General features: G+C 47.4%; 16 protein-coding genes. 14 read left to right on the top strand and 2 right to left on the bottom strand.

Features of this window, described 5'->3' with window-relative positions:
- The first annotated feature begins 184 nt into the window (after positions 1 to 184).
- The 14 genes from rsmH (at position 185) to DWX84_RS11975 (ending at position 17,056) form a co-directional block, all read left to right on the top strand.
- Positions 185 to 1,102, top strand: a complete 918-nt coding sequence (rsmH, locus tag DWX84_RS12040; protein WP_048927966.1) for a 16S rRNA (cytosine(1402)-N(4))-methyltransferase RsmH — start codon at positions 185 to 187, stop codon at positions 1,100 to 1,102.
- A 12-nt stretch (positions 1,103 to 1,114) separates the two neighbouring features.
- Complete coding sequence (locus DWX84_RS12035) at positions 1,115 to 1,468, top strand: FtsL-like putative cell division protein (protein WP_005861360.1); 354 nt, start codon at positions 1,115 to 1,117, stop codon at positions 1,466 to 1,468.
- A gap of 18 nt (positions 1,469 to 1,486) precedes the next feature.
- The gene (locus DWX84_RS12030; RefSeq protein ID WP_048927994.1) at positions 1,487 to 3,682 is read left to right on the top strand and encodes a penicillin-binding protein; all 2,196 of its coding nucleotides are present in this window, start codon (positions 1,487 to 1,489) and stop codon (positions 3,680 to 3,682) included.
- A gap of 2 nt (positions 3,683 to 3,684) precedes the next feature.
- The gene (locus tag DWX84_RS12025; RefSeq protein ID WP_048927967.1) at positions 3,685 to 5,145 is read left to right on the top strand and encodes a UDP-N-acetylmuramoyl-L-alanyl-D-glutamate--2,6-diaminopimelate ligase; all 1,461 of its coding nucleotides are present in this window, start codon (positions 3,685 to 3,687) and stop codon (positions 5,143 to 5,145) included.
- Between the two features lie 13 nt (positions 5,146 to 5,158).
- Positions 5,159 to 6,418 carry a phospho-N-acetylmuramoyl-pentapeptide-transferase gene (gene mraY, locus DWX84_RS12020; protein WP_005861367.1) on the top strand — a complete coding sequence of 420 codons (1,260 nt, stop codon included), beginning with the start codon at positions 5,159 to 5,161 and terminating at the stop codon, positions 6,416 to 6,418.
- Between the two features lie 3 nt (positions 6,419 to 6,421).
- Positions 6,422 to 7,759, top strand: coding sequence for a UDP-N-acetylmuramoyl-L-alanine--D-glutamate ligase (gene murD / locus DWX84_RS12015; protein ID WP_048927968.1), 1,338 nt, complete (start codon positions 6,422 to 6,424; stop codon positions 7,757 to 7,759).
- A gap of 11 nt (positions 7,760 to 7,770) precedes the next feature.
- On the top strand, positions 7,771 to 9,078 hold the full coding sequence (locus DWX84_RS12010) for an FtsW/RodA/SpoVE family cell cycle protein (protein WP_005866970.1): 1,308 nt from the start codon (positions 7,771 to 7,773) through the stop codon (positions 9,076 to 9,078).
- Complete coding sequence (gene murG, locus DWX84_RS12005) at positions 9,075 to 10,181, top strand: undecaprenyldiphospho-muramoylpentapeptide beta-N-acetylglucosaminyltransferase (RefSeq protein ID WP_048927969.1); 1,107 nt, start codon at positions 9,075 to 9,077, stop codon at positions 10,179 to 10,181. The genes DWX84_RS12010 and murG overlap by 4 nt, the downstream gene beginning before the upstream one ends.
- A gap of 5 nt (positions 10,182 to 10,186) precedes the next feature.
- Entirely contained in the window at positions 10,187 to 11,575 is a 1,389-nt protein-coding gene (gene murC, locus DWX84_RS12000) for a UDP-N-acetylmuramate--L-alanine ligase (protein ID WP_005861375.1), read from the top strand.
- On the top strand, positions 11,572 to 12,300 hold the full coding sequence (locus DWX84_RS11995; RefSeq protein WP_005866972.1) for a cell division protein FtsQ/DivIB: 729 nt from the start codon (positions 11,572 to 11,574) through the stop codon (positions 12,298 to 12,300). Before murC ends, DWX84_RS11995 begins: the two co-directional genes overlap by 4 nt.
- 5 nt (positions 12,301 to 12,305) lie before the next feature.
- Positions 12,306 to 13,664 carry a cell division protein FtsA gene (gene ftsA, locus DWX84_RS11990; RefSeq protein WP_048927970.1) on the top strand — a complete coding sequence of 453 codons (1,359 nt, stop codon included), beginning with the start codon at positions 12,306 to 12,308 and terminating at the stop codon, positions 13,662 to 13,664.
- Positions 13,665 to 13,697: 33 nt separating this feature from the next.
- Entirely contained in the window at positions 13,698 to 15,062 is a 1,365-nt protein-coding gene (gene ftsZ, locus DWX84_RS11985; protein ID WP_005866974.1) for a cell division protein FtsZ, read from the top strand.
- 19 nt (positions 15,063 to 15,081) lie between these two features.
- Positions 15,082 to 15,531, top strand: coding sequence for a GatB/YqeY domain-containing protein (locus tag DWX84_RS11980; protein ID WP_005861384.1), 450 nt, complete (start codon positions 15,082 to 15,084; stop codon positions 15,529 to 15,531).
- 115 nt (positions 15,532 to 15,646) lie between these two features.
- Positions 15,647 to 17,056 carry a carbon starvation protein A gene (locus DWX84_RS11975; protein WP_008773831.1) on the top strand — a complete coding sequence of 470 codons (1,410 nt, stop codon included), beginning with the start codon at positions 15,647 to 15,649 and terminating at the stop codon, positions 17,054 to 17,056.
- 53 nt (positions 17,057 to 17,109) lie between these two features.
- Here the strand turns inward: DWX84_RS11975 and DWX84_RS11970 are convergent, their stop codons facing one another.
- Both DWX84_RS11970 and DWX84_RS11965 read right to left on the bottom strand, forming a co-directional pair.
- A complete protein-coding gene (locus tag DWX84_RS11970) occupies positions 17,110 to 17,841 on the bottom strand; it encodes a response regulator transcription factor (protein ID WP_005861388.1) in 732 nt (243 codons plus the stop codon).
- Between the two features lie 2 nt (positions 17,842 to 17,843).
- Positions 17,844 to 19,403 carry a sensor histidine kinase KdpD gene (locus DWX84_RS11965; RefSeq protein ID WP_005861390.1) on the bottom strand — a complete coding sequence of 520 codons (1,560 nt, stop codon included), beginning with the start codon at positions 19,401 to 19,403 and terminating at the stop codon, positions 17,844 to 17,846.
- Between the last annotated feature and the right edge of the window lie 170 nt (positions 19,404 to 19,573).

Genomic DNA, 19,573 nt, shown 5'->3' with positions numbered 1-19,573 from the left:
AAGAGATAAGGACGAAAAGACGAAGGGTTAACGACCTGTTGATAACTTTTTCCTACTTTTCTTATATAAATGTTGGCGGGTAATTTTGGAAATGTGTACTTTTACCCACCGATAAGGCATGTGCGTGCGTATCAAAGGAGTACGGCGCTTGATTTTAAGAGGAAGTTTAACGTAAGAACGACGAATGGAAGAAAAAGATAGTTGCTATCATGTACCGGTAATGCTGCGGGAAAGTCTGGAGGGATTGGATATCCGTCCCGACGGGATTTACGTGGATGTTACGTTTGGCGGTGGAGGACATTCCCGCGAGATCTTGAAACGGTTGGGTAGCGGGGGCGAACTTTACGGCTTTGACCAAGACGCGGACGCCGAGCATAATGTCCCGGCAGACCCACGATTCACTTTCGTGCGCAGTAATTTCCGTTATTTGTATAATTTTATGCGTTACTATGGAGAAAGCGGGGAGGTAGACGGTCTGTTGGCGGATTTAGGTGTCTCTTCCCATCATTTCGACGATAAGGATCGCGGTTTCTCTTTCCGTTTCGACGGGACGTTGGATATGCGGATGAATACGCGTGCGGGGCAGACCGCCGCCGATATCGTGAATAATTATACGGCGGAGGCGTTGGCCGATGTGTTTTATCTATATGGCGAGCTGAAGGTGTCACGGAAATTAGCCTCTGTGCTGGTGAAAGCCCGTGAGACAAAGAAGATAGAGACGATCGAGGAGTTCTTGGAGGTGATCAAGCCGTTTACGGGAAAGGACAAGGAGAAGAAATTCTTGGCGCAAGTCTTTCAAGCGCTTCGTATCGAGGTGAACGATGAGATGAGGGCGCTGAAAGAGATGCTGCGGAGTACCTTGCGGGTGTTGAGGCCGGGAGGACGTTTGGTGGTTATCACGTATCACTCCTTGGAAGATCGTCTGGTAAAGAACTTTTTGAAGACCGGAAACTTCGAGGGGAAATGCGAGCAGGATTTCTTCGGGAACGTACGATCGCCTTTCCGCTTGGTCAATAATAAGGTGATCGTCCCGACCGACGAGGAGGTGGAGCGGAATCCCCGTTCCCGGAGCGCCAAGTTGAGAATCGCTGAGAAGGTATAAGGAGAAATAGATATGGAAGAAAACGGACAACATAAGAAAACGAGGAAGAAGGAGAAACGTCTTTCGTTCTGGTATATACTCGGTGGCGGCGTGCTGAAAGAGGATTTTATCTTGAGGCATACGCGCATGATCGTGTTACTTGTCGTGTTGGCGTTTTTCTTTATCGGTAACCGGTATACTTGTATGCAAAAGTTGCGTGAGATCGACCGGTTGCAACAGCAATTGAGGGATGTGCGTTTCGAGGCGTTGTCGATCTCATCCGAGTTGACCGGCAATAGCCGCCAATCGCAAATCGAGTTGCTGATCGAGGAGCAAGGTATTGATCTGGAGGGTGCGAAAACCCCTCCTTATGAGTTATATAAGTGAGATAAGGTGTAAATGGGTATGTCTGAAGAAAACGAACCGAAAGAAATAGAGCCTAAAAGTAGCCGGATTTTATTCTGTTACTTCGTGGTCGTGCTGTTGCTGGGGCTTGTGGCCGTAGGAATCCTGTTCCGTGCCTTTGATACGGCCTTCGTGGAGAGGGATAAATGGATGAAGGTGGCCGAGAGCCAGAAACGACCGAACCGTTTGGTGTTGCCCGGACGTGGCAATATCTATTCGTCGGACGGTAAGTTGATGGCTACCAGCGTGCCTCGTTATTATATGTATATCGACTTTAAGGCGGATGCGTATACTCCGGCTAAGGATGCCAAGTATAATTGGCTGGATACGTTCAAGACGTCCAAGAAGGATGGGGTGGACTCGTTGGCGTTTTATCTTTCCCGTAAATTGAAGGATCGTACGCCGGCGGGCTATAAGGCTTATCTGCTGAAAGGGCTGAGCGGTAAAAGCCGCCAGTTCCCGATTTACGCGGGGAAGGTCTCGTATTCGGACTTGAAGGAGATCCGTAAGTTCCCGTTCCTTCGTCTGGGACGTTATAAGAGCGGTTTTTATACGAAGGAGATGGTGCAGCGCCAGAAACCTTTCGGGACCTTGGCGTCTCGTACGATCGGTGATATCTACGGAGAGATCGAGGAGGGTGGAACTACGAAGGGGAAGAATGGATTGGAGTTGCAATACGATTCGCTCCTGCGGGGGCAGGCCGGGTTGAGTTCCGTTCGCCGTGTCGGTGGAGGCTGGACGAACGTGATTGAGGTGGACCCGGTGGATGGCATGGATATCCGCACCACGATCGATATCAATATACAGGATATAACCGAGAAATCGCTGGTCGATAAATTGAAGGCGATCGATGCCGAGTCTGGTACGGCTGTCGTGATGGAGGTCGAGACCGGAGAGATCAAGGCAATTACGAATATGGGGCGTATCCGTGAGGGCGTATATGGCGAGACGAAGAATCATGCCGTAGCGGACGAGATCGAGCCGGGCTCTACTTTCAAGGTGGCCTCTATCATGGTGGCCTTGGAGGATGGTTTATGCAATCCGGGAGATACGGTCGATGTAGGCAATGGTATATATATGTATAAGGGTGCCCGCATGACGGACCATAATATGAATAAAGGTGGATACGGCCGGATCTCGGTGGAGCAGGCGATTTGGTATTCCTCCAATATCGGTGTGGCCAAGACGATCCTGAAAGGTTATTCGGATAACCCGACAAAGTTCGTGGAGGGACTGTACCGTATCGGTATGAACGCGGATCTTCGTTTGGAGATACCGGGGGCGGGACGTGCCAAGATACGTCGTCCGGATGATACGACCCGTTATTGGTCCAAGACCACCTTGCCTTGGATGTCGTTCGGTTACGAGACGCAGGTACCGCCGATCAATACGTTGGCGTTCTTTAACGCGATCGCGAACAACGGAAAGATGGTTCGCCCGATGTTTACGAAAGAGATCTTACATAACGGCAAGACCGTGCAGAGTTTTTCCACGGAGGTGATCAACTCTTCGATCTGCTCGGATCATACGCTGGCGTTGATAAAAGATATGTTGCTGGGAGTCGTGGAGAAAGGGACCGGTAAGGCGGTTCATTCGGATATTGTCCGGATCGCCGGAAAGACCGGTACGGCGCAGATCGCTACGGGCGGTGTCTACCGTACGAGCGGGCACCAAGTCTCTTTCTGTGGCTATTTCCCGGCCGATCATCCGAAGTATTCTTGTATCGTGGTGATCCGCCGTCCTCGTATTGGTTATCCTTCGGGCGGTACGATGTCGGGAGGCGTGGTGCGTGCGATCGCCGAGAAGATATACGCCAGCCATATGTCGTTCGATGTCCGGGATATGGAACGGGATTCGACGGCCGTGATGGTACCTCGTGTGAAAGGCGGCGATCTGAGGGCGGTAGAGGACGTATTAGATGAATTGGATATTAAGGCGGATACGGACAGTTTGGAGACAAAGTGGGTCGTAGCCTCCGCCGAGCAAGAAGAGAATAAGGTGAAATTAAGCGATCTGACGATTCGTGAGGGACTGGTACCCCGGGTAGTCGGCATGGGGGCTAAAGATGCGGTTTTCTTGTTGGAGCAAGCCGGTCTGCGTGTCTCTTTGTCGGGTGTCGGACGGGTCGTTTCGCAGAGTATTCAACCCGGACAGCGAGTGTCTAAGGGGCAGACCGTATTATTAACATTGAAATAGGTATGGAACTAAGGGATTTAATCGGTGCGTTGGAAGCTCCTATGTTGATGGGGGCGGATAATGTGGATATCACGAATATTCAATCAGACTCTCGTCGGGTGACGAAAGGGTCTTTGTTTGTCGCTGTGAGAGGTACGGCCGTGGATGGCCATGCCTATATGGACAGCGCCATAGAGAAGGGGGCTGTCGCTATCGTATGCGAGGAGGCTCCGTCCTATTTGGAGGGGAGATGCTCGTTTATCGTGGTGAAGGATTCGGCGGAGGCGTTGGGTCTTTTGGTTTCCCGCTGGTATGGTGATCCTTCCCGGAAATTGGTGTTGGTAGGCGTGACGGGTACGAACGGGAAGACTACGATCGCTACTTTATTATATGAGATGTTCCGGAAGATGGGACATAAGGTGGGATTGCTTTCCACGGTATGTAATTATATAGATGGCGAGGCGGTACCGACGGATCATACGACACCGGACCCGCTTACGCTTCATTCCTTGATGGCCCGGATGGTAGAGGCCGGGTGTGAGTATGCTTTTATGGAGGTTAGCTCTCATTCGATCGATCAGCGGCGCATCAGCGGCCTGTCTTTCGACGGGGGGATTTTCACGAACTTGACCCGTGATCATTTGGACTATCATAAGACCGTGGAGAATTACTTGAAAGCGAAGAAGAAATTCTTCGATGACCTGCCTGCCGGGACTTTTGCCTTGACGAATGCCGATGATAAATCCGGCTTGGTGATGTTGCAAAATACGAAGGCGAAGAAGCTGACCTATTCCTTGCGTACCTTGGCCGATTTCAAGGGAAAGATATTGGAATCTCATTTCGAGGGTACAGACTTGATCATTAACGGTCGGGAGGTTATGGTGCATTTCGTGGGACGTTTCAACGCTTATAACTTACTAGCCGTGTACGGAGCCGCAGTTTCTTTGGGGAAAGATCCCGAGGAGGTGTTGATCGTGCTGAGCACGCTTCGCTCCGTATCCGGTCGCTTCGAGACGATCCAGTCTCCGCTCGGTTATACGGCGATCGTGGATTACGCTCACACGCCGGATGCCTTGACGAATGTACTGAATGGCATTCATGAGGTATTGGATGGGAAAGGACGTATCATTACCGTGGTAGGTGCCGGGGGAAACCGGGACAAGGGGAAGCGTCCGTTGATGGCGAAAGAGGCTGCCAAGCTGAGCGATCAGGTAATTCTGACTTCCGATAACCCGCGCTTTGAGGAACCGGATGATATTATTAACGATATGGTAGCCGGATTGACGAAAATGGATATGGAACGTGTCTTATGTATCACGGACCGTACGCAAGCGATCAAGACCGCTACGATGTTGGCGAAGAAAGGGGATGTGATCCTTGTTGCCGGAAAAGGCCACGAAGACTATCAGGAGATCAAGGGGGTGAAACATCACTTTGACGACCGTGAGAAGTTACGCGAGATTTTTTCGACACAACAATCATAATATTTAAGACGACATGCTTTATTATCTTTTTAATTATTTGGATCAGTTGGATTTCCCGGGAGCGGGTATGTTTAAGTACGTATCTTTCCGCTCGGGGTTGGCCTTGATCTTGTCCTTGTTTATCTCTACGGCGATCGGCCGGCGTATCATCGATAAGTTGCAAATGTTGCAGATCGGCGAGACGGTGAGAAATCTTGGGCTGGAGGGCCAGATGAGCAAGAAGGGAACGCCGACGATGGGAGGTATTATCATTATTATCGCTATATTGATCCCGACTTTACTGTGTGCCAAGCTGAATAATATCTATGTGATATTGATGTTGGTGACTACGGTTTGGCTGGGAGCCTTGGGATTCGCGGATGATTATATCAAGGTGTTCAAGAAGAATAAGGAGGGCATGCACGGACGTTTCAAGATCGTCGGGCAGGTAGGACTGGGCCTGATCGTTGGCTTGGTATTGTTCATGAGCCCGGATGTGGTGATCAAGGAGAATATGGAGGTGCGCCATGATAACGTGATCGAGGAGGTGCGTTATCATACGGTGGAGACCAAATCGACAAAGACGACCATCCCGTTCTTGAAAAACAATAATTTCGATTACGCCAACTTGGTGAACTGGGCGGGCGATTATAAGGAGGAGGCCGCGTGGCTGGTGTTCGTGCTGATGGTGATCTTTGTGGTGACTGCCGTGTCGAACGGAGCCAATATGACGGATGGATTGGACGGCTTGGCTGCCGGGACATCGGCGATCATCGGGGTGGCGCTCGGTATTTTGGCCTATATGTCATCCCACTTTGAGTTCGCCTCGTTCTTGAATATCATGTTTATACCCGGTGCGGAGGAGTTGGTGGTTTATGCCGCTGCCTTTATCGGTGCCACGGTCGGTTTCTTATGGTACAACTCGTATCCGGCCCAAGTATTTATGGGAGATACGGGGAGCTTGACCTTGGGAGGTATTATCGCTGTTTTCGCGATCATCATCCGTAAGGAGTTGTTGATTCCGATCCTTTGCGGTATTTTCTTGGTGGAGAATATATCGGTCATGTTGCAAGTGGCCTACTTTAAATATACGAAGAAGAAGTATGGGGAAGGTCGCCGTATCTTCAAGATGGCTCCTTTACACCATCATTTCCAGAAGCCGGGAAACGCGGGTATACAGGCGTTGATCCAAAAGCCGTTCAATGTCGTGCCTGAATCGAAGATCGTGGTCCGTTTCTGGTTGATCGGTATTATTTTGGCTGTTATGACGATAGTTACGTTAAAGATGAGATAAAAGATGAGTAAGAGAATGGTTATATTAGGGGCCGGGGAGAGTGGCGCGGGAGCCGCTGTCTTGGCGAAGGCGAAAGGATTCGACGTGTTCGTGTCCGATAAATCGTCTATCAAACCTAAGTATAAGGAGATGCTGGACAACCACGGGATTCGTTGGGAAGAGGGACAGCATACCGAAGCCGACATCTTGAATGCCGACGAAATTGTCAAGAGCCCGGGTATTCCCGACAAGGCTCCTATCATACAGTTATTGAAGAAGCAAGGTACGCCGATCATCTCCGAGATCGAGTTTGCCGGAAGGTATACGGACTCGAAGATGATTTGCATCACGGGTAGCAACGGCAAGACGACAACGACGATGCTTACGTATCATATACTGAAAGAAGCGGGCGTGGACGTGGGCTTGGCCGGAAATGTCGGAAACAGCTTGGCGCTTCAGGTTGCGGAAGATCCACATGCGGTCTACGTGATCGAGTTGAGCAGTTTCCAACTGGATAATATGTACGACTTTAGAGCGGATATCGCTATTATATTGAATATAACACCGGATCATCTGGACCGTTATAACTATGAGATGCAGAATTATGTAGACGCTAAGTTCCGCATCTTGCAAAATCAGACGAAGGACGACGCCTTCATTTTCTGGAACGATGACCCGATCATAGCCCGTGAGATCGCCAAACGGCATCCTAAGGCTACTCTTTACCCATTCGCCGAGACACATGAGAACGGCGTGAAGGGATATACGGAAAATAATCAAGTAGTTATTGAAACGGCAAACGGAACATTTACGATGGAACAAGACCTATTGGCATTGACTGGTACGCATAACCTGTATAACTCTTTGGCTTCGGGGATAGCGTCCAAGATCGTGGACATTCATGATGAGAAAATACGTGCCTCACTCAGTGATTTCACGGGTGTCGAGCACCGTTTGGAAAAGGTGCTTCGCGTGCGTGGTGTTGATTATATCAATGACTCGAAAGCTACGAACGTAAACTCTTGTTGGTATGCCTTGCAGAGCATGACGACTCCGGTCGTTTTGATCTTAGGGGGCACGGATAAAGGGAATGATTACTCGGAGATCGAGGAATTAGTGAATAAGAAGGTACATTCATTGATTTTCATGGGTGTGGATAATACGAAACTGCATGCGTTCTTCGACGGGAAAGTGGCGAACATCGAAGACGCCCGCTCGATGGAGGAGGCTGTGGCGAAAGCTTATAAGATGGCTCATAAGGGAGATACGGTATTGCTCTCTCCTTGTTGCGCCAGCTTCGACCTGTTCAAGAGCTATGAGGATCGGGGCGATCAGTTCAAGGCTTGCGTACGTAATTTGTAATAAAGGATAAAATGGATCTGGCGAGTAAACTGTTTAAGGGCGACCGGGTGATATGGATCATCTTCATGTTCCTGTGTCTTATATCGGTGGTGGAGGTGTTCAGCGCGACCAGTACGATCGCTTATAAGAACGCGAATCACTGGGCGCCTATCGTACGGCACGCCACCTTTTTATTGGGAGGTTTCGTCATGGTATTGCTGTTACATAATATACCGTGTCGTTTCTTCTCTGCGTTTATTATATTATTGCCGGTCTCGATGTTGATGTTGATCGTGACGCCCTTTATCGGCGTGGACGCTAATGACGCGCATCGATGGCTGGAAATCATGGGAATACAGTTCCAGCCTTCGGAGTTCGGGAAGCTGGCTTGTGTCGTGTTTGTCGCTTTCTTGCTCAGCAAGCGGGGGAAATTAACGGAGAACCAGATCTTTAAGTATATACTGATTGGAGTAGGACTCACCTGTGTCTTGATTCTGCCAGAGAACTTCTCTACGGCGTTTATGCTATTCGGGGTTTGTTTCCTGATGATGTTTATCGGTCAGTTGCCATTTGGTAAGTTGGCGAAGCTGGCGGGCATCTTGATGTTGGCGTTGGTATTGTTCTTGGTGTTGCTTAAGTTTACGCCAGCCGCTATTACTCAGTATTTGCCGGATCGATTCGTTACTTGGCAGGGGCGTTTGGAGCGTTTCTTCGACGGGCATAAGGATAATTTGGATGAGAGTGGTACGTATAAGATAACCGATGATAATTATCAGGTAACCCATGCGAAGATAGCTATTGCCAGGGGAGGCGTATTAGGACAGATGCCCGGACATGGCCAACAGCGTGACTTCCTGCCACAGGCGTATTCTGATTTTATCTATGCGATTATCATAGAGGAACTGGGTATCGTTGGGGGGATCTTTGTACTGTTGCTTTATATAATGCTGCTAGTGCGGGTCGGGATGATCGCCCGGAAATGTGATAAATCATTCCCGAAATTCCTAGTGTTGGGATGTGGGTTGCTGGTGGTAGTCCAAGCCTTGGCGAATATGGCGGTAGCCGTGAATTTAGTGCCCGTTACCGGGCAACCGATGCCGTTGGTGAGCCGGGGTGGTACGTCTACGCTTATATCTTGTATCTATTTCGGGATCATATTGAGCGTAAGTCGTTTTGGAGCCAATATCGGAAATGAGGATGAGGAAGAGGAGGATACGGAGAATCCAGAGAATCCTTCCGACGAGCCATCCGGAGAGACAATAAATCAGGCGGTCGAGGGAGAGAAAGAAGATAATCCGCTGTCGGCTGTCGAAACGATAACTGTAGAGTCAAAAGTATGAGAAAGTACCGGATCATAATAAGTGGTGGTGGTACGGGAGGCCATATCTTCCCGGCCATATCTATCGCTAATACTTTCAAGAAACGTTTTCCGGATGCGGAAATCTTATTTGTGGGGGCGGAAGACCGCATGGAAATGGATAAGGTTCCGGCAGCCGGTTATAAAATCGTAGGTTTACCAGTGAGTGGGTTTGATCGTGCCCACTTGATGAACAACGTGAAGGTCATGGCTCGTTTAGCGAAAAGCTTGCGCTTGGCGAGGAAGACGATCCGTGAGTTCAAGCCAGATATAGCGGTCGGCGTGGGCGGTTATGCCAGTGGACCGACTTTATGGATGGCGGCTTCGCAAGGTGTTCCTGCGTTGATACAGGAACAAAACTCATATGCCGGTGTGACCAATAAGTTGTTGGCGAAGAAAGCGAGCAAGATTTGTGTCGCTTACGAGGGCATGGAGAAGTTCTTTCCGGCGGATAAGATCGTGATTACGGGAAATCCGGTGCGACAGGATTTGGAAGAGGCGTTGAGTAAGAAAGAGGAGGCGTTGGCGTTCTTCGGGCTTTCTCCGGAGAAAAAAACGATCCTTGTGGTAGGTGGTAGCCTTGGCGCACGGACGATTAACCGGAGTATTCAAGGGGATCTGGATAAGTTCTTCGCCTCGGATGTACAGGTTATTTGGCAAACCGGTAGGTATTATTACAGCGACGCTTCCAAGCATTTGAAGGCGTACCGGGGAATGCCGGTTTGGTGCTCAGACTTTATTACCCGTATGGATTATGCTTATTCAGCGGCCGATTTGGTGATATCCCGTGCGGGGGCTAGTTCTATCTCGGAACTTTGCTTATTAGGAAAACCGGTGGTCTTGGTGCCTTCGCCGAATGTGGCGGAAGATCATCAGACCAAGAATGCCTTAGCCTTGGTCCATAAGGATGCCGCCGTTATGATCGCCGATAAAGACGCGGAAAAGGATTTGGTGCCTACTGCCTTGAAGATAGTTCATGACGATGAACGTTTGTGTACGTTGAGCCGTAATATCGAGACCTTGGCGCAACGCCATAGCGCGGACCGTATCGTGGATGAGATTGTTAAGATTATAGATAAGAAATAAGGAATATGGATATAAATAAAGTGACAGCGGTGTATTTCGTAGGTGCCGGGGGCATTGGGATGAGTGCCTTGATCCGTTATTTCCTCGCTAAGGGAAAACGAGTGGGCGGATACGATAAGACCCCTTCCGATTTAACCGAGGAGTTGAAAAAGGAGGGAGCCGATATTCACTATGAGGATAATGTAGCTTTGATCGGGGAGGCGTTCAAGTCGCCCGATGATACGCTGGTGGTTTATACGCCGGCGGTCCCGGAGTCGCATACGGAATTGACCTATTTCCGGGCGCACGGTTTTGAGGTGATGAAGCGGGCACGTGTCTTGGGAGAGATTACGAAAAGCAGCCGGGGTTTATGCGTGGCGGGAACGCACGGCAAGACAACGACCTCTTCTATGCTGGCTCATTTGCTGAAACAATCGCCGGTGGATTGCAATGCTTTCCTCGGAGGAATCCTAAAGAACTACGAGAGTAATTTGATGTTGTCTGATACGAGCGACTTTACCGTGATCGAGGCGGATGAGTTCGATCGTTCTTTCCATTGGCTTACTCCTTATATGGCAGTGATTACTTCCGCAGATCCAGATCATCTGGATATTTACGGTACGGCGGAGGCTTACCGGGAGAGTTTCGAGAAATTTACCTCCTTAATTCGTCCTGATGGTTGTCTACTGATCAAGAAGGGAATCAACGTAACGCCCCGTTTACAGGAGGGTGTCAAGAAATATACCTATTCCGTTACGGAAATAGCGGACTTTTACGCTGAAAATATTCGTATTTGCGACGGAAATATTACCTTTGACTTCGTTGGTCCGGAAATCCGTATTCCTGATGTGGAATTAGGTGTTCCCGTAAAGGTTAATATAGAGAACGGGGTAGCGGCTATGGCGATCGCTTGGTTGAACGGAGTGAAACCGGAGGATTTGAAAAAGGGTATGGCTACATTTGCCGGACCTCGCCGCCGTTTCGATTTCCATTTGAAGACTGATCAAGTGGTATTGATCGATGATTATGCCCATCATCCGGCCGAATTGCGACAGAGTATCTTGTCGGTGAAGGAATTATATGCGGGTCGTAAGGTGACAGGTATTTTCCAGCCGCATCTATATACCCGTACCCGGGATTTCGCTGGTGATTTCGCCGCGAGTCTCTCTTTATTGGATGAGTTGATCTTGCTGGATATCTATCCGGCTCGTGAGGAACCGATTCCGGGGGTGAGCTCTCGGATCATTTTTGATAAGGTGACGATCCCTTCCAAGACGCTGTGTAAGAAGGAAGAGCTTTTGGACGTGGTTGCCGCCGGGAAATATGAGGTAGTATTAATGGTAGGCGCCGGTAATATCGACCGTTTGGTGGAGCCTGTAAAAGAGATTTTATGTAAACAAATAAGGAAACCGTGATCCGAATAATTTCCATAGTAGTAGCCACGTTGTTGTTCTGTTACATCGTGTTTGTGTCGTTTTTCTTTCGGGAAATACGTCAGGACTCTATTTGCCAAGATCTGCAAGTCGTGGTGAAAGACAGTCTGGATAAACACTTCGTGAGCGAGAGTGACCTTGTGTCTATACTGAAGAAAGCCGGGCTAGATCCGATCAAGCGGTCAATGGCCGACGTGAATACGGATCGGATAGAGACGGAATTGCTTAAGAATGAGATGATCGCCCAAGTGGAGGCGTATAAGACTCCTTCGGGTATTATCAAGCTAGAGGTCATGCAAAAGATGCCTATCCTCCGGATTATGGGCGTAAGAGGTAGTTATTACGTGGATAATCTGGGAACCACCATGCCGATCAGTCGTCGGTATGCTGCGCATGTGCCAATTGTGAGTGGATATGTGGAAAAAGAGCTTGCGGTGACCGACTTATACAAATTTGCATTATTTTTGCAAGAGAATGAGTTCTGGAATGACCAGATTGAACAAATCTATGTCTATCCGGATAATGATATAGAACTTATTCCAAGAGTGGGTAACCACCGGATCATGTTGGGTACTTTGGATGAATTCGAAGAAAAGCTTGCGAATTTAAAGCTTTTCTATGAACAAGCGATCCCTAAAGTGGGTTGGGAAAAGTACAGTATGATTAATTTAAAATATAAGAATCAGATTGTTTGTACTAAAAAATAGATGATATGGCATACACAGACTTTATAGCAGCTATTGACCTAGGTACCTCCCATATGGTAGGAATGGTGGGGACTAAGAATGCGACGGGCGCTCTTTCAATCATCGCCTACGAAGTTGAGAACTCCGGCACCTGCATACGAAGAGGATGTGTATATAACGTGAAGGAGACGGCGAGTAAGATAAAACGCTTGATCCTCAAGTTGGAGAATAAACTGGGGGGGACCAAGATCGGGCAGGTATATGTGGGACTGGGTGGCCAGTCACTCCGTTCTATCGAGCATACGGTTTGCAAGGTGTTGGGAATGGAAGGAGTGGTTACGGAGGAGATCATAGACTCTCTTTATCAAGAGTGTAAGGATTATCGTCCGGATATGTTGACCGTTCTTGACGTGGTTTCTCCTTCCTATTTTTTAGATGATAAGCCAGAGTCCAACCCGGTGGGCGTGCCTTGTAGCCGTATCGAGGCTCGTTATAAGTTGATTGTTGGACGTCCTTCCTTGAAATTAAATATTGTCAATAGCATCTCGGAACAAGCGAAAATCGAGATCGCCGGTATTCTGGTGTCACCCCTTGCGTTGGGAGATGTTGTCTTGAGCGACAATGAGAAGGACTTGGGTTGCGCCTTGATCGGTTTCGGTGCCGGCGTGACGACGATATCTGTCTATAAGGGTGGTAAGTTGGCCAGCCTTTCCGTTGTTCCCTTTGGAGGTAATTTGATAACAAAAGATATAACCAATCTCAGGGTCGTAGAGTCTGAGGCGGAACGCTTGAAGATCACTTATGGTAGCGCGAAAGCGGACCGGGATAATGATATGACCATCCAAGTGAGTTTAGCGGATGGAATGGGCTTGCGTGAGATTAAGCTGGCCGAGTTGAACGGCGTGATCGAGGCCCGTATGGATGAGATCTTAGAGAATGTATATGCTCGTCTGGAGGCTACAGGCTTGATGAGCGTTCTCGGTGCCGGCATCGTGATTACGGGTGGAGGCGCCGCTTTGAAGAATTTACCGGCTGTTATGAGCGAACGCTTGAAGATGGAGGTTCGCTATTCAGCGGTTCGCAAGGGGGTTGTCGCTAGTGGTGATTTAGTGGTCGCCAGCAATCCCGAATATGCGGTAGCCGTCGGCCTCTTGGCGAAAGGAACTAAGAATTGCGCGTTATATATTCCTCCTAAACCGGAGCCTAAGATTGAGCCGGTGGTTGAGCCTGAACCGACAGTGGAACCGACTCCGGAACCGGAACCCGTCAAGGAGAAGCCGAAGAAAGAGAAGAAAAAAGGTCCCGGCTTGTTCGGGCGGTTGACAAAAGGAATCGATACCTTTGGTAAAACCCTCTTCGATGACGATGATAACGAGAGTAAATAACGTGATCTACGAATGTAATAAAACCGGAAGACAATGGACGATACAATATTAAATTTTAATTATCCTACGGATACTCCCAAAATCATTAAGGTGATTGGTGTTGGAGGCGGTGGCGGAAACGCTGTTACTCATATGTATAAGGAGGGCATACACGATGTTACATTCGTGTTATGTAATACGGATAATCAAGCCTTGAACCGTTCGGATGTTCCTATCAAGTTATTGCTGGGACGTGAGATCACGCAGGGATTGGGCGCGGGAAATAAGCCGGAACGTGCGATGATGGCGGCCGAGGAGAGTCTGGACGATCTTCGAGGTATGTTGAACGACGGTACGAAGATGGTATTTATTACCGCCGGTATGGGTGGTGGTACCGGTACGGGTGCCGCTCCGGTTATCGCTCGTATCGCGAAGGATATGGGAATATTGACGGTAGGTATCGTAACCATTCCTTTCTTGTTCGAGGGTGAGCGTAAGATTATACAGGCCTTGAATGGTGTGGAGGAGATCGCGAAGAACGTGGATGCCTTATTGGTAATCAATAACGAGCGTTTGCGTGAGATTTATTCGGACCTTTCCGTGATGAACGCTTTCGGCAAGGCCGATGATACCTTGACGATCGCCGCCAAGAGTATCGCGGAGATCATTACGCTTCCGGGTATTATCAACCTCGACTTCGCCGATGTTAACACCACGATGAAAGATGGTGGTGTCGCTTTGATGAGTAATGGTTTTGGTGAAGGAGAAGGACGTGTTCGCCAAGCGGTGGAAGACGCTCTGAATTCTCCGCTATTAAGCAACAACGACGTAAAGAACGCCAAGAAAATCCTGTTCAACGTATATTTCAGCGAGGAAGCCGAGTTGCGCATGGAGGAGATGAACGACGTGCATAACTTTATGTCCGAGTTCAACCGTGATATAGAGGTTATCTGGGGTACTGCCGTGGATAATACATTAGGTAATAAAGTGAAAATGACGATCCTCGCTACTGGATTTACGATGGATGATATTCCATTGATCGCTGATAAACGCAGGAATGAAGCCGCTCAGATGACGGAAGAAGAATTGCGCTTAGAAGAAGAGCGAATCGAGAAAGAGCGTAAGGAGCGTGATTTGATTGGTAAATATTATGGTGCTTCCGCACAAAAGGCGGGTCGTTTTACCTCTCGTGCGAAAGCGGTAGTTTTGACTCAGGAAGAGTTGGACGATGATGCCTTGATCGCTTTGATAGAGGATAATCCGACTTATAACCGGGATCCGAAGATCGTGGCCCGTGCCCGTTCCAAAGTAGCGGGAGAGGATATTCAAGTATCGGCTCCGACAACGGCGAAGCAACCGGCTAACCAACCTCGCCAAGATTCTCAGCGGGGGGGTAAACAAGTGATCAGTTTCCGATAGTTAATAATATAATAAGGATATGGATTTATTTGAACAAGTCAGTGAAGACATTAAAAACGCGATGAAGGCGAAAGATAAAGTCGCCTTGGAGACATTGAGAAATGTAAAGAAATTTTTCTTGGAAGCGAAAACCGCTCCGGGAGCCAATGATACGCTGACGGATGCGGATGCCTTGAAGATCATGCAGAAGTTGGTGAAACAAGGGAAAGATTCTGCTACGATTTATGTGCAACAGGGCCGTCAAGACCTAGCGGATGTTGAGTTGGAGCAAGTAAAAGTGATTGAGAAATATTTACCTCAACAAATGTCTGCCGAGGAATTGGAGAAAGAATTGAAAGCTATTATCGCTCAAGTCGGTGCCGCTGGCCCGAAAGATATGGGTAAGGTAATGGGTGTAGCCTCAAAAGCATTGGCAGGAAGAGCCGAAGGACGGATGATTTCCGAGACGGTTAAGCGTTTACTTAATTAATTGATTCATACGAAGACCGCACTAAGGGCATTCTGACAATTACTCGTTAGAATGCCCTTGGTACGGTTTTCTCGTATATACCTTTTCCTTTGACAATTTAATTCTTTAGAAAACCATGATTACTTTTACATGTTGTCTGATAGCCCTTATCGTTGGATATTTTACGTATGGTAAATTTGTCGAGCGGGTGTTTGGCGTAGATCCCTCCCGGGTTACTCCCGCTTTCACAAAACAAGATGGTGTTGATTATATACCCTTGCCTACTTGGAAGATTTTCATGATCCAATTTTTGAATATAGCGGGTCTGGGACCTATTTTCGGCGCTATCATGGGGGCTAAATTTGGGGTAGCTTCTTTCCTTTGGATCGTATTGGGAAGTATATTTGCGGGCGCTACCCATGATTTCCTATCTGGAATGCTTTCGTTGCGGCATGATGGAGAAAGTCTTCCTGAATTGATCGGACGGTATCTGGGGAACAACTTTAAGCAATTTATGCGGGGCTTTACGGTTATCTTGATGATCTTGGTGGGTGCTGTTTTCGTAGCTGGGCCTGCAGGGTTGCTGGCTAAACTGACTCCGGAATATCTAGATGCTACGTTCTGGATTATCGTCGTATTCATTTATTATATACTGGCTACTCTATTACCTGTTGATAAGATTATCGGAAAGATCTATCCATTATTCGCCATCGCTTTGCTATTTATGGCCGTAGGTATCTTGGTTATGTTATTTATTAACCAGCCGCCGTTACCTGAGATTACGGATGGACTTAGTAATACGCATCCGGGAGGCTTGCCTATTTTTCCGATCATGTTTGTTAGTATCGCTTGTGGCGCTATCTCTGGCTTTCATGCTACCCAAAGTCCATTGATGGCCCGTTGCATGAAAAGTGAGAAATACGCCCGTCCCGTATTTTACGGAGCGATGATTACCGAAGGTATCGTAGCCTTGATCTGGGCCGCCGCCGCTACGTATTTCTTCCATAATAACGGAATGGAGGAGAACAATGCCGCTGTCGTAGTAGACAGTATCACGAAAGAGTGGCTGGGCGCTGTCGGAGGTGTATTAGCGATACTGGGTGTGATAGCAGCTCCGATTACTTCTGGCGATACGGCTTTCCGCTCGGCTCGTCTGATTGTCGCAGACTTCCTGCATATGGAGCAAAAAACGGTGGTCAAACGTCTGATGATCTGTATTCCCATGTTTATCGTTGCGATAGGAATCTTATTATATAGTCAAAAAGATAAGGATGGCTTCGATATGATCTGGCGTTATTTCGCATGGAGTAACCAGACGTTGGCAGTATTTACCCTATGGGCCTTAACCGTATATTTGGTACAAGCAAAGAAATTATATGTGATAACCTTGATTCCCGCCTTATTCATGACGGCGGTATGTTCTACCTATATTTTTGTAGCTCCGGAAGGGTTTGGTCTTTCCTCCGGTTTTTCTCAACTTTTGGGGCTACTAGTTACATTGATCGTTTTCGGGATCTTCTTAGTCTGGAAAAGAAAGAAAGTATAAAAAAGGCTGGCTTACATTTAGCCAGCCTTTTCTGTCGTTATTGTTCAAGTGAATTAAAGCACTTGTATGCCTTCCTCACGGGCTTGTTCCTCCCCGGAAGGAGTGATTAATTTATAACCCTTGCCGTGGATGTTGATGATCTCGATACCCGGATCGTCTTTCAACAATTTACGTAATTTCGTGATATAAACGTCCATGCTACGAGCGTTGAAATAGTTATCGTCTACCCAGATTGTCTTCAAGGCGTAGTTACGCTCAAGGATCTCATTTGCATGGGCGCACAACAAGCTTAATAATTCGCATTCCTTCGTAGTAAGTTTCGTAACCTTGTCGCCGATAGCCAACGTTTGTTTTTGGGTATCGAACAAGAAGTTTCCTAACTTGTAGAAAGGAATATCTTTCATCTTCTTACCTTTCACACGGCGAAGGATAGCCTCGATACGAAGCAATAGCTCTTCCATGCTAAACGGTTTTGTCAAGTAGTCATCCGCACCGATCTTGAATCCTTCCAAGATGTCTTCCTTCATAGTCTTGGCTGTAAGGAAGATAATAGGGATATCAGGATTGATAGAGCGAATTTCTTGTGCCAAGGTGAAACCATCTTTCTTTGGCATCATGACATCCAACACACAAAGATCGTATTTACCTTTGGTAAAACCTTTGTATCCGGCTTCTCCGTCAGAGAATAGGTCCGTTACATACCCTTTAGCTTGTAAGTATTCTCTTAAAAGCATTCCTAAATTCTCATCGTCTTCACAAAAGAAGATCTTTAGTTTTTCTTCCATAACTAACTTTTTATAAGAGGTAAAGTAATAATAAATTTTGTTCCAATGTTTCCGGCACCACTTTCAGCACGGATCGTACCTTTGTGGTCCTCAATAATTTTACGTACGTAAGCGAGTCCGAGGCCGAACCCTTTCACGTCATGTACGTTGCCTGTCGGTACGCGGAAGAAACGGTCGAATACCTTTTTCAGATATTCTTTCTTGATACCGATACCATTATCTTCCACGGAGATCAACAGCTTTCCGTTCTCGTTCCAAGTGCGTGCCATCAATGTAAGCGGAACTTCCGGGCGGCGGTATTTAACCGCATTGTCCATCAAGTTGAACAATACATTGGTGATATGCATTTCATCCACATATATATCCGATTCTGTAGCTTGCAGGTCTATATCCATTGTACCGCCGTACTTCTCGACCTTTAAAACGAAGGTGTTAGCCACGTTCGCTACCAAATCATTCGCGTCAATTTCTTTCAATTTAAGCGCTGCTTTCTGTCGTTCGAACAAAGACATCTGTAGCACTTTCTCGACCAAGAAGCTCAATCGCTTCGTCTCGTCGTTGATTACGCCGGATATATGCTTGAATACGTCCGGACTCTTCGTTATATCCGAATCCTTCAACATCTGGGCGGCGAGCGAGATCGTGGATACCGGTGTCTTCAACTCGTGCGTCATGTTGTTGATAAAGTCGTTTTTCATCTCGGATAACTTCTTCTGACGGAATACGATGTAAATCGTGAAGACGAAGGTTATCAACAGGATCAATGAGAATATAACCGATGGAACGATGAAAGTAATAGAGCTTGAGATATAATCCCCTTTCGTCGGAAAATAAACTCTCAGGTAGTTTAGTTTCGATGGGGGATCGTTCGGGAAAAGCACTTGGGTGATCACGTCAGAGGCGATCGGTTGCTTTTGGAATTCTCCGCTCTGGTATACTACATTTCCATCTTTGTTAATAACAGAAAACACAAACGGCAAGTTCAAACCGTTGTTAATAAATTCTGTTTTTAAGTAATTGTTCAGCTTTTTAAAATCTATACGTTCCTCAATCGGCTTTAGATTCGCGGTGTATAAGATGTTGTAAATCACCTCCTCTATCAGTCCACCTTGGTACTGGTAACGTCTTTTTAGTGTCTTCTGTAAATCTTTAGATGTGTTTACGATGCTGTTGGCAGACTGCCGTTTTGACAAGGAAGAGAGCGGCTCGAACTTATGGGCGCTAAAACTTTGCATCTCTATTTGTTGAACGGTTCCATTAGAATCCTTGATCTGTAATTGGTATTTCTCATGGTTGATCACTTGTCCTAGGCTTTGGGCATCCGGGGCATTTTGATACATGAAATTTGTCTCATCCCGGTTGATATCATCCTCAAGGTATTTACGGGTCTCATCCAATTCCAGATTCTTAGATACTTGGCGCAGGCTTCTTTTGACAGTCTCATTGAACTGTTCGCTGCGTGTCTTAAGTATAATGCTCACATAGTTTACCTGTAGGTATAATAACCCGGCGAAGGCAAAAGCCATAACTACCGCAAGCAACCAAATTGTCGACTTCCTCATATCAATATCTTTCTCTTAATATTGCAACAAATAACGTATGTTTTAGTTTAATATTTACACAAAAAAGGTAAAAATAATCCGTTTAAAATGTTAATAATACTTTGTGGGCATAGAGAATGTATGCTAGCTAAGCATTGAAACTCCGCTGTTAATGCGCTAGTTAGCGTTAT

It is taken from the genome of Parabacteroides sp. AF21-43 (genome assembly GCF_003635435.1).
In the GTDB taxonomy this organism is placed as follows: Bacteria; Bacteroidota; Bacteroidia; order Bacteroidales; family Tannerellaceae; genus Parabacteroides; species Parabacteroides distasonis.
The sequence above is the reverse complement of the archived record's forward strand: the minus strand, read 5'-3'. Positions and strand labels throughout refer to the sequence as shown.